The organism is Bradyrhizobium oropedii (genome assembly GCF_020889685.1).
Taxonomy (GTDB): Bacteria; Pseudomonadota; Alphaproteobacteria; order Rhizobiales; family Xanthobacteraceae; genus Bradyrhizobium; species Bradyrhizobium oropedii.
This window is the reverse complement of the sequence record NZ_JACMYO010000246.1, coordinates 1-10,429: the sequence shown is the minus strand read 5'-3', so window position 1 is coordinate 10,429 and position 10,429 is coordinate 1. Positions and strand designations below refer to the sequence as shown.

At 63.6% G+C, this 10,429-nt stretch carries 11 protein-coding genes and 1 tRNA gene; 5 read left to right on the top strand and 7 right to left on the bottom strand.

All coding sequences use genetic code 11. From position 1 onward, the window contains the following. The 4 genes from H8A95_RS38600 to H8A95_RS38585 form a co-directional block, all read right to left on the bottom strand. Positions 1–543, bottom strand: a 543-nt coding sequence (locus H8A95_RS38600) for a ClpX C4-type zinc finger protein (protein ID WP_229187819.1), incomplete at its 3' end; no start/stop codon positions are given. Between the two features lie 440 nt (positions 544–983). After that, positions 984–1,619: an ATP-dependent Clp protease proteolytic subunit gene (locus tag H8A95_RS38595; RefSeq protein ID WP_097673521.1), complete on the bottom strand. Its 636-nt coding sequence runs from the start codon at positions 1,617–1,619 to the stop codon at positions 984–986. 197 nt (positions 1,620–1,816) lie between these two features. Beyond that, positions 1,817–3,178: a trigger factor gene (gene tig / locus H8A95_RS38590; protein WP_163152496.1), complete on the bottom strand. Its 1,362-nt coding sequence runs from the start codon at positions 3,176–3,178 to the stop codon at positions 1,817–1,819. A gap of 165 nt (positions 3,179–3,343) precedes the next feature. Then, positions 3,344–3,428 (bottom strand) — tRNA-Leu (locus H8A95_RS38585). A 152-nt stretch (positions 3,429–3,580) separates the two neighbouring features. Between H8A95_RS38585 and H8A95_RS38580 the strand changes: the two genes are divergently transcribed. The 4 genes from H8A95_RS38580 to H8A95_RS38565 all read left to right on the top strand — a co-directional run bounded on the left by H8A95_RS38580 (position 3,581) and on the right by H8A95_RS38565 (position 7,824). Then, positions 3,581–4,912 carry a multicopper oxidase family protein gene (locus H8A95_RS38580; protein WP_229187818.1) on the top strand — a complete coding sequence of 444 codons (1,332 nt, stop codon included), beginning with the start codon at positions 3,581–3,583 and terminating at the stop codon, positions 4,910–4,912. An 18-nt stretch (positions 4,913–4,930) separates the two neighbouring features. Continuing rightward, entirely contained in the window at positions 4,931–6,016 is a 1,086-nt protein-coding gene (locus H8A95_RS38575) for an enolase C-terminal domain-like protein (RefSeq protein WP_229187817.1), read from the top strand. 34 nt (positions 6,017–6,050) lie between these two features. After that, complete coding sequence (locus tag H8A95_RS38570) at positions 6,051–6,992, top strand: hypothetical protein (protein WP_420839523.1); 942 nt, start codon at positions 6,051–6,053, stop codon at positions 6,990–6,992. 121 nt (positions 6,993–7,113) lie between these two features. Further along, positions 7,114–7,824 (top strand): hypothetical protein, encoded by a 711-nt coding sequence (locus H8A95_RS38565; RefSeq protein ID WP_229187816.1) that lies wholly within the window; start codon positions 7,114–7,116, stop codon positions 7,822–7,824. Here the strand turns inward: H8A95_RS38565 and H8A95_RS38560 are convergent. Then, positions 7,814–8,680, bottom strand: a complete 867-nt coding sequence (locus H8A95_RS38560) for a tetratricopeptide repeat protein (RefSeq protein ID WP_338028052.1) — start codon at positions 8,678–8,680, stop codon at positions 7,814–7,816. The genes H8A95_RS38565 and H8A95_RS38560 overlap by 11 nt on opposite strands. 213 nt (positions 8,681–8,893) lie before the next feature. Here H8A95_RS38560 and H8A95_RS38555 point away from each other — a divergent pair, with 213 nt between their 5' ends. Further along, a complete protein-coding gene (locus H8A95_RS38555; RefSeq protein WP_229187815.1) occupies positions 8,894–9,235 on the top strand; it encodes a monooxygenase in 342 nt (113 codons plus the stop codon). A 7-nt stretch (positions 9,236–9,242) separates the two neighbouring features. Here H8A95_RS38555 and H8A95_RS38550 read toward each other — a convergent pair whose 3' ends face one another. Together H8A95_RS38550 and H8A95_RS38545 are read right to left on the bottom strand one after the other, a co-directional pair. Further along, on the bottom strand, positions 9,243–9,743 hold the full coding sequence (locus H8A95_RS38550; RefSeq protein WP_229187814.1) for a GNAT family N-acetyltransferase: 501 nt from the start codon (positions 9,741–9,743) through the stop codon (positions 9,243–9,245). After that, positions 9,718–10,429, bottom strand: a 712-nt coding sequence (locus H8A95_RS38545; protein ID WP_229187813.1) for an NAD(P)H-hydrate dehydratase, incomplete at its 5' end; no start/stop codon positions are given. The genes H8A95_RS38545 and H8A95_RS38550, both read right to left, overlap by 26 nt.

The window sequence follows — 10,429 nt, the reverse complement described above, 5'->3', positions numbered from 1 at the left end:
ATAGACGATGCCGCGCTGCGCGCGCTCGACATTGTAGTCGGCGGACTGCAGCAGCTTCAAAATGATGTTCTCGACGTCCTCGCCGACATAGCCGGCTTCGGTCAGCGTCGTCGCGTCAGCCATGGTGAAGGGAACGTCGAGGATGCGGGCCAGCGTCTGCGCGAGCAGCGTCTTGCCCGAACCGGTCGGACCGATCAGCAGGATGTTCGACTTCGCCAGTTCGACGTCGTTGTGCTTGGTCTGGTGGTTAAGCCGCTTGTAGTGATTGTGGACGGCGACCGACAGCACCTTCTTGGCATGGCTCTGGCCGATCACGTAGTCGTCCAGGACCTTGCAGATCTCCTTCGGCGTCGGGATGCCGTCGCGCGACTTCACCAGCGAGGATTTGTTCTCCTCGCGAATGATGTCCATGCAGAGTTCGACACATTCGTCGCAAATGAAGACAGTCGGTCCGGCAATCAGCTTGCGAACTTCATGCTGGCTCTTGCCGCAGAACGAGCAGTATAGCGTGTTCTTGGCGTCGCTCGTGCCGACCTTACTCATTCATTATCTCCGTCCGCCGTTCGATCTTGTTTGCCAGATCGACCCAATCCGGCACAAAACCGGGGTCTTGGGTAGATAGAGCAAATTCCGTACCAAAAAAGACCCTACGCAATACTGACCGTTCCAATCACGGCTTATTCGAATCTCCGCGATCATAGCCGATGCATTACAGCCAACCATGCTGGCACCCGACTATCAAGAATTCGCTAATCGGATGGCCGGCTCAAGACCGTGACAATACCGTGATTTTCCACGATCGCACGTGGAATACACGTCGAAATCCACGGAACGTTGCGGGATTACCACGCCAGCCGATGAGCACGAAAGCGGAACTTTCTGCCCGTGCGTATGCGCTTACGGGGTACTCCGCCGTCCTGCTTGCCGGGTATGTGAGGCGTCAATGTGGAGATCACACCGACGCCTCCATGTCTCTGTCCAGATCAGGCGGCTTTCGCCGCTGACGGGTCTTCGGGGCGCTTGTCGATGACCTTGTCGACGAGACCGAAGGCCTTGGCGTCCTCGGCGGTGAGGAACTTGTCGCGCTCTAGCGCGTCCTCGATCGCCTTGTAGGTCTGGCCGGTGTGCTTCACGTAGATCTCGTTGAGGCGCTTCTTGAGATTCAGGATCTCCTGCGCGTGCAGCATGATGTCCGTGGCCTGGCCCTGGAAGCCGCCCGAGGGCTGGTGCACCATGATGCGGGAATTCGGCAGCGTGAAGCGCATGTCCTTCTCGCCGGCTGCAAGCAGCAGCGAGCCCATCGAGGCTGCCTGCCCCGTGCACAGCGTCGACACCGGCGGACGGATGAACTGCATCGTGTCGTAGATCGCAAGGCCCGACGTCACCACGCCACCCGGCGAGTTGATGTACATCGAGATTTCCTTCTTCGGATTCTCCGCCTCGAGGAACAACAGCTGCGCGACGGTCAGCGTCGACATGCCGTCCTCCACCGGACCGGTGACGAAGATGATGCGCTCTTTCAGCAGGCGCGAGAAAATGTCGTAGGCGCGTTCGCCGCGATTGGTCTGCTCGACGACCATCGGCACGAGGTTCATGTAGGTTTCAACGGGATCGCGCATGAAAGAACCCAAGGGTTAGGGGTGATGCAGAACGTTAAGCCATAACCCAGATATGGGCCAATTTCCGGCCGACAAGACCGGCACTAGCCAACTGGGCAGGTCGCAGAAGTTCAAGCCGATTCGCGTCGGCGCGCCTAGCGACGGAAGCCCGTCGCAGGCGTGCTTTCGCGGTTCATCATTAACGCAAGGTGCCGCAACTAAGCGGCAGTTTTCTCGGCGTCTTCATCCTTGAACAGCTCATCCTTGGAGACCTTCTTCTCGGTCACGTTGGCGAGCTCCAGGACGAAGTCGACGACCTTGTCCTCGTAGATCGGGGCGCGAAGCTGGGCCAGCGCCTGGGCGTTGCTGCGGTAGTAGTCCCAGACTTCCTTCTCGCGGCCGGGCGCCTGGCGCGCACGCTCGATCACCGCGCGCGACACCTCATCGTCGGTCACGGTGATCTTGTTCTTCTCGCCGATCTCCGACAGCACGAGCCCGAGGCGGACGCGGCGGTCGGCAATCTTCTGGTACTCTTCCTTGGCCGCATCCTCGGTGGTGTTCTCGTCGGCGAAGGTCTTGCCCGACGACTCCATCTCGGCCTTGATCGAGTTCCACATCAGGTTGAACTCTTCGGCTACAAGCGACGGCGGCGCCTCGAATTTGTGGCTCTCATCGAGGCGATCGAGCAGCGCGCGCTTGACCTTCTGGCGGGTCGCGCCGGCGAACTCGGCCGTCAGGCGCTCGCGCATCAGCTCCTTCAGCTTGTCGAGCGACTCGAGGCCAAGTGTCTTGGCGAACTCGTCGTCGACGGTGACCTCGCCGGGCGCCTCGATTAGCGTCGCGGTGGTCTCGAACTCGGCCGGCTGACCGGCAAGCTTTTCATTGAGGTAGTTCTTCGGGAACGCGACCTTCAGCGTGCGGGTCTCGCCCGAGCCGATGCCGGTCAGCTGCTCCTCGAAGCCCGGGATGAACTGGCCGGCGCCGATCACAACCTGGATGCCCTCGCCGGTGCCACCCTCGAAGGCTTCACCGTTGATGGTGCCCTTGAAGCTGATGGTGACGCGGTCGCCCTTCTCCGCCTTTGCACCCTCGGCCTTGGCATTGTACGGACGGCTGCCCTCGGCGATGCGCTTGATGGCCTCGTCGACGTCGGCGTCGGCGACATCGACCACCGGCTTCTCGACAGAGAACGACTTGAAATCAGCGAGCTGGATCGGCGGCACAACTTCGATCGCGACCGTGTAGGTCAGGTCGGTCTTGCCCGACAGCAATTCCTCGACCTGGTCCTTCTCGGTCGGCATGGTGATCTTCGGCTCGCCGGCGAGACGGAAGCCGCGATCTTCGAAGATCTGCCGGTTGGTGTCGCTGATGGTCTGGTCGATGGTCTCGGCCATCACCGAACGGCCGTAGATCTTCTTCAGATGCGCCACCGGCACCTTGCCGGGACGGAAGCCGTTGAGACGGACCTTGTCCTTGAGGTCAACCAGCTTGGCGTCCGCCTTGGCATCGAGATCCGATGCCGGAACGCTGATCTTGAACTCGTGCTTCAGTCCCTCGTTGAGGGTCTCGGTGACCTGCATGGTATCAATCTTCTTCCGCTTTTGCCGCGGCCCGAGCGGCCGTGGCAGTGTTCAATCTGTTCGACGTTGAGCCTTGCGGCCTGACGTCTGTGGGTTCGGCGAACCCTCATCCCTTTCGGGGCCAAAGGTTCTCCAAGAAATCGTCATGCAAACGCTGTAAGCGCTTGGTGCGGGCGGAGGGACTCGAACCCCCACAACTTTCGTCACTGGAACCTAAATCCAGCGCGTCTACCAGTTCCGCCACGCCCGCGTGAAAAGCATCCAATCCGGCCGCGGTGCCGCGGGCGGCGGGCTTATAACATGGGCCCACCGGTTCGCAGCAAAAAAATGGCCGCTGGAGAGCCCGCCCTGCGACCGATCGCGACTGGACAGGTACACTCGAAAATGGTCCGCATCGGCCGGATGGCAAGTCCTGTAGCAAGTCCCGAATTTTCCCTCACCCGGCGCGACCTGATAGCCGGCCTCGGCGCCGTGGCGCTCTGCCCGGCGTGGCCAGCCACCGGCTCGGCGCAGGGGCGGACGGCGGTCGTGCTCCAGGCCAAAGCGGACCGCATCTTGCTTGGTCCAGGCGCCTCAGGTCCTTCCGGACCGGAGACGCCGGTCTGGTCGTTCGGCAGCGGCGACCTCCGCTTCAAGCGCGGCGAGGTGCTGGACGTGACGTTCGGCAACGAGCTGCCGGTCGCGGCCGCGCTCGATTGCCGCGGGCTCGATGGCATCGCGGCCGCAGAGCCATTGGCGTCGCGGGCGCCCCTTGCCGCGGGGGCAAAGGATAGCTTTCAGCTCCCGCTCCGGCATGCCGGCACCTTTCTGTGCGAGCCGCTGCTCGGTGACGGCGGCACGGCGCCGACGCGGCCGCGCCCGCTGATCGTGACCGGCACCTCGCCGGTCGCGGTCGATCGTGACGAGGTCTTGCTGATCGAGGAGTGGCGCCTCCGGTCGGACGGAACCGCGATCCCGGCAGGCAATGATCCGAAAGATTCAACGCAAATTCATACAATTAACGGAAGAACCTCATACGACATCTCGGCACCGGCCAACACCCGCCTCAGACTCCGCTTTATCAATGGCAGCCCACGGAGCGTGCTGGCGGTCAGGCTTGAGAGCCTCGATGTCCGGGTGATGGCCATCGACGGCCAGCCGGCCGAACCGTTCCCGGCCCGGAACGGTGCGCTGGTCCTGGCTCCCGGAAGCCGCACGGATGTCTTCGTCGATGCGATCGGGCCGGCCGGGACGAGCTTTGCGATCCTCCTGCACGACGGCAATCAGGCCCGATCGGTCGGCAAGTTAGTCGTCTCGAGCGAACCACCGGTCCGAACGGCGCCGTTTCCGCCCGCTCCACCGCTTCCGGGCAACGACATGCCGGCCGCGCTCGACCTCAAGAGCGCCGCAAGGTTCGATCTGGCGCTCGGAACGTCCACCGACTGGTTCCGCCCGGCGGAGTTCAAGCCGTCGGCCGCTTCGGCTTTTCAGGCCAAACCCGGCCGGCCTGTCGTGCTGACACTGACCAATCGCGGCACGATCGCCAGCGTCTTTCATCTGCACGGCCATCACTTCCGACTGCTCGACCGGCTCGACGACGGCTGGAAGCCGTTCTGGCTCGACACGCTCGCGGTCGAGCCGGGCCAGACCCAGCGCATCGCCTTCCTCGCCGAATATCCGGGCCGCTATCTGATCGAGCAGGTCGCGACCGATTGGGCCGCGCCGAGGCTCGTCCGATGGTACAGTGTCCAATAACAACAAGAGGAAACGCCCATGAGTCAGACCGTTGCCGCGATCCGCGGAGTGCGGGCGCGAAGCGTGGTGGTGCCGCTCAAGCGTCCCGTGAAGAACGCGTTCGGCGTGATCGATTCCGGACCGCTGGTGCTGATCGATGTCGAGACCGATCAAGGCGTTACCGGCCGCACCTACATCTTCGCCTACAGCAAGCTCACGCTTAAACCTCTGGTCTATCTGATCGACGAGATCGGCCGCGAGCTCGTCGGCAAGCCGGTCGCGCCGTTCGACCTGATGAAGGCGATGGATGCCAGGTTTCGTCTGCTCGGCTGGCAGGGCCTGGTCGGCATGGCCGTGTCCGGTCTCGACATGGCCTGTTGGGATGTCTTGGGCCAGCTCGCTGGTCGGCCGTTGGTCGAATTGCTCGGCGGCTCCGCAAAACCGATCAAGGCCTATGACAGCTACGGCGTGGTCGATCCTGCGGCCGATGAGCGCGCGCTGCGCCGTTCGCTCGATCAGGGCTTTCGCGGCATCAAGATCAAGGGTGGCGACGGGGATGCCGCCAATGACGAGCGCGTCGTGAAGGGCGTGCGCGCCCTGCTCGGCCCCGACATCGCGCTGATGATCGATTTCAACCAGTCGCTCGATCCGGCCGAAGCCGCCCGCCGCATCTCCCGCCTTGCGCCCTACGATCTCCACTGGATCGAGGAGCCTGTGCCGCAGGAGAGCCTGTCCGGCCACGCCAAGGTCCGCGAGACCTCGCCGACCCCGATCCAGGCCGGCGAGAATTGGTGGTTTCCGCGCGGCTTCGCCGAGGCGATCGCGGCCGGCGCATCCGACTTCATCATGCCCGACGTGATGAAGGTCGGCGGCGTCACCGGCTGGATGCAGGTCGCAGGACAGGCCGATGCCGCGTCGATCCCGATGTCGAGCCATCTGTTCGCGGAGGTCAGCGCGCATCTGCTCGCGGTCACGCCGACCGCGCATTGGCTCGAATTCCTCGACTTCGCCGGCGCGATCCTCGCAAGGCCCGCAGAGATCGTCGACGGCGCGGTGACTGCGCGCGGTCCCGGCCTCGGCATCGAGTGGAACGAGCCGGCGGTGGCGAAGTATCTGGTAAGCTAGCGCGTGGTCGAAGTGGACGAGGAGCCCGGAGGCCGTGCCAGTTTCCCCTCGCGTTTCGACCACGTCATTCCGCGATTCCCTGGTGTTGCCGGGGCTCGTCCTGGCCTGCCTGATCGGCGCAGGCTTCACCGGAGTAGCGTTCGGCAAGGATGGCGACGACGACAGCGGAGCTGCGAATGCGACACGTGCGACGCCGAATATCTATCTCGATTTGCGAACAAGCTACGCGACGGTGCCGGCCGGCGCCTTGCCGGTCGGTTTCGGCAGCTCGGCTCTCTTTAGCGCGCTCCAGTCGCTTGCGCTTGCGAACGGCGGCTCGCTTCCGACCAGCGTGCCCCTGGCATCCCGGCAATCCCTTGCCGTCGATTTTCCGTTGACGGTGGATGTTACCGATACCGTCTCGCTCTATGCCGGCATTTCCGGAACGACGACCTACGGTCCGGCGCAAGGTTGGTCGTCCTTCGATGTCACCAGCTGGAACGTCGGATTTCAGGCAGATATCTACAGTCAGAATGGCGGCTCGATCCCGACCATCACCTGGCAATCGACGATCACCCAGGCGATCCCGAATGGACCGGCCGGAACGACGACCTTCAACAACGTTCTCGAGTTCGACTACGCCTTCGACGAGGACGCAACACGGGGAATGCTCGCGGGCATCCAGGACACCCGCGTCGAAGTCGCGACCGCGCTGGTCAGGATCCATCCAAACATCATCGGCTATGTCGGTGGCTACTATCAGTGGCCGAGCAACTGGAAATTCACCGGCCGCGTCGGCGTGCAATATTTTGGCGGCGCACAGCTCCTGAGCATGACACCGATCCAGCCCTTCGCCCAGCCCATTCTCCGGCTCGATCTCGATCGGACGGACGACAACGACAATCGCCTGTTCGGGGTCACGGCTCAGATCATGTGGGTTCCGAAACCATCCTATCAGCTGACGCTGAGAACGCCGCTCTATCTTGTGCGCAAGTGATGCAGCCTGCCCGCGCCGGCGATCGCAAATCGGAGGATGGGCGGCGGCTGCGCGCCCTAGATCGTGAGCTTCACCTTTGCGTCGCATTGATGTAGGCCATCAGGACATCGGAGCGCGCTCAATGTCCACCAACAACAAACTGACGCTCAAATTTCGTTGCCCGACGGAGCTTGAGGGACTGATACCGCAACCCATCCCGGCTGCGCAGGGCGTTCCCGATTGGCTCAAGGCAATGCCGGCGACGGCCTTCTCTTCGATCAACCTGCACGAGGAAGACACCATCAAGCGCTGCCCGCCATTCGTCGATGCGATGACCTGCGGGTTCTTGCTGCCGCTGGTCTGCGACCTCAAGGTCGAGGACGGCGAAATCACCTGGGATCAGGACCTGCCGCCGGGAGGCACGCCCGAATTTCCCCGTTCGCCGATCGGCTTCCATGATCCGGGTCAGGTCACCGGCACCCCGCTGTTTGAAGAGGGCCGCTTCTTCCTCAAATTCCACAATCTGTGGACCGTCGAAGCCCCTGAAGGCTACGCAGTTTACTTCACGCATCCCGTCAACCGCTTCGACCTGCCATTCACGACACTCAGCGGCCTCGTCAATTCTGATCTCTATGCCGACAATTGGGTGCACTTTCCGGCATACTGGCACGACAGGAATTTCAGAGGTGTCCTCCCCAAGGGGACGCCCATCGCACAATGCATTCCGGTCAAGCGGGACAGCTGGAGCGCGCAGGCATCGCCGTTCACGGCGGACGAGGCCAAGCGCGTCGGCGAATTCCGCACCGAGATCAAACTGCAGCCCAACTTCTACCGGAGAAACTTCAGGGTTTGAGGCGCGACGAGATCTCGTCGGCTCTATTCGATTCCCCGCCGAGAAATTTCGACGCGGCCCGCTGCGAGAAGAAAAAGCGGCCGTGCGATCCCGAGGCCATGACGAAAGCGGCGCGTCCCAGGAGCTGGGGCTGACCACGTATCACGGTGCGTAGCGCTGCCTCGCCGGCATCGCGGTCCCCCAGCTCCAAGAGGCAAGTGGCGAGGTAGGCGCGGTTCGAGCGATCATCCGGATACAGCGCGAGCACGCGGCGGAATGCATCCGCAGCTGCGGCATAGTCGCCACGAGCGACGAGGACCCGACCGAGCTGGCTGAGAACATCGGGGCGTCCCGGCGCGGCATCACGTGCGGATTGCAGGACGTTCACGGCCCGCGCGATTTGATCGACGTTCTGCAACAGGCGCCCGAGGTCGAGCTTCAGATCGACACTGTCAGGGGCCAGCGCGAGGCCGGCCTCGATCGTGCTGATCGCCTCGTCGTGTTGACCGGCCTTGGAGAGCTGCCCGGCGAGCTCCTGAAAGGAGGGAAAATATGGCGGGCGGCGTGTTGTCGTGCGCCGAAGCTGCGCGATCCCGTCCGTGACGCGCCCCGCGCCACACAGCAACGCGCCGAGCAAGGTCTCGACCTCTCCATCCTCGCCGCGGCGCGCAATCCTCTCAAGCGGTGCGATCGCCTCGTCTCCCCGCTTCTGCCCCATCAGGGCATGCGCCAGCAGGAGCGCGGCATGTCTGTCCGTGCGGCTTGATTTCAGGATGTTCGTCGCAATCTGCTCTGCCTGAGCAAATTGCTGCGCCCGCAACGCCAATGCGCCTTGTTGCAGCGCCTGAGCGAGGAAATTGTTCTGCCTGCCACTCACGAGCGAGATTCACGGGATGCCGAGGAATGTCACTGGGCTTTAGCCCGCATCTCCCCACGCGTCCACCGAAAGTCTTGTGAGAGGCGACATGCGCTTCCCCTCAAGCGAAGCCCCTCTACTCGGGACAAGTGCTGGATCAATCCTGTATCGTGAAGCTGGTCGGCCTGCCGCCGAACGAACCTGACACCATGTCGCTCAGATCGGAGAACCAGGATGGCACAGTGCGTTGTTATCGTTCAATTCGACCTTCCGAAACGAACCGAGGAACAGGCCATCAAGGGCGGCGTGGGTACCGCGCCCATCTATCGAAACCTCGCGACACGGGGGCTGATCCGTAAAGACTACCTCAACGGAGAGGCCGGTACGGGCGGCGTCTACCTGTGGGAGAGCCGAGAGGCGGCCGAGGCATGGTTCACCGAGGCCAAGATGGCCGAACTGACTGAACGGTTCGGAGCCCGGCCGCGATTGACCTGGTATGATACGCACGTCACCGTCGACAACCTCAAAGGGGAGACGCGAGTGAACCAATCCCCGCTGATTTCAGCCGCGGAATGAATCGAATTCAGGTGTCGTCGAACGCGCCCGCGCGCGATGCGGATGCCGGTTGGTCCGCGCGCGTCCACAGATAGCGCACGTCCGGTTCCTTCTCTTCGTTGCGGCTGCCGTCGGTTTCCTCAACCGGCACGAAGTCGTGCGCCTCGTAGAAGCGGCGCGCCCGTGCATTGCGCTGGAAGGTCCAGAGTTGCAGCCGGTCGGCGCCCTGCTTTGCGATCGCGAGCAGCGCGCCGCCGATGCCGCGGCGCTGCGCGGGAGGGAGCACATAGAGTTGCTCGACCCAGTCATCGTGCAGCGCGATCACGCCGTTCAGCGCCTCGCCGTCGAACGCACCCCATAGCGTGCAGGTCGCAAACATCCGCTCACGATAGAACCAGCGGTCTTCGTCAGGTGTATGCAGGCCGGCGAGCCAGGGCAGCGCATGATCGAACGCCGAACGATGCACGCGCGCAGCGGCGTCCATGTCGGCGAGTTCGAGTAGCCTAATACTCAATCCCGAACTCGTCATAGAGACGGCGGAACACGGCCGGCAGCACCTCGGTCAGATCCTCGGCGATCAGGCCGGGCCCCGCTTCGCCGGCCGCCTCGCCATGCAACCACACACCGATGCCGGCCGCCTCGAAGGCCGCGACGCCCTGCGCCAGGAAGCCCGCGATGATGCCGGCCAGCACGTCGCCGGCGCCGGCGGTGGCAAGCCACGGCGGCGCATTGGCGGCGATGATGGCGCGACCGTCCGGAGAGGCGATCACCGTATCTGCGCCCTTCAGCAGCACCACCGCGCCGGAGCGCTCGGCCGCCGCGCGGACGCGTTCGAGCTTCGAACGGCCGGGGTGCTTGTTGGAGATATCGCTGAACAACCGCGGAAACTCGCCCTCATGCGGGGTGAGCACCACCCCGAGGCCGTCGGATGCCTTGATCGCCTCGAACAAGCGGTCCGGCGCCCCGGCAAAACTCGTCAGCGCGTCGGCGTCGAGCACCAGATGCCGCCGTGCCGACAGCACAGTGTGAACGAAGTCGCGGGTGCGCGCGCTGACGCCCGCGCCCGGTCCGATCACGCACGCGTTGAGACGTTTGTCGTCGAGCAGTTCGGCGAACTGGATCGGGTTGTCGATCGCGCGCACCATCACCGCAGTCAGGGCCGCCGCGTTGACAGCAAGCGCATCGCGCGGCGAGGCCACCGTAACGAGGCCGGCG

Bases quoted from the DNA above. Each gene is read 5' to 3' on its own strand.
- H8A95_RS38595 (WP_097673521.1), bottom strand. From the start codon at position 1,619: ATGCGCGATCCCGTTGAAACCTACATGAACCTCGTGCCGATGGTCGTC.
- tig (WP_163152496.1), bottom strand. From the start codon at position 3,178: ATGCAGGTCACCGAGACCCTCAACGAGGGACTGAAGCACGAGTTCAAG.
- H8A95_RS38580 (WP_229187818.1), top strand. From the start codon at position 3,581: ATGGCAAGTCCTGTAGCAAGTCCCGAATTTTCCCTCACCCGGCGCGAC.
- H8A95_RS38575 (WP_229187817.1), top strand. From the start codon at position 4,931: ATGAGTCAGACCGTTGCCGCGATCCGCGGAGTGCGGGCGCGAAGCGTG.
- H8A95_RS38565 (WP_229187816.1), top strand. From the start codon at position 7,114: ATGTCCACCAACAACAAACTGACGCTCAAATTTCGTTGCCCGACGGAG.
- H8A95_RS38555 (WP_229187815.1), top strand. From the start codon at position 8,894: ATGGCACAGTGCGTTGTTATCGTTCAATTCGACCTTCCGAAACGAACC.
- H8A95_RS38550 (WP_229187814.1), bottom strand. From the start codon at position 9,743: ATGACGAGTTCGGGATTGAGTATTAGGCTACTCGAACTCGCCGACATG.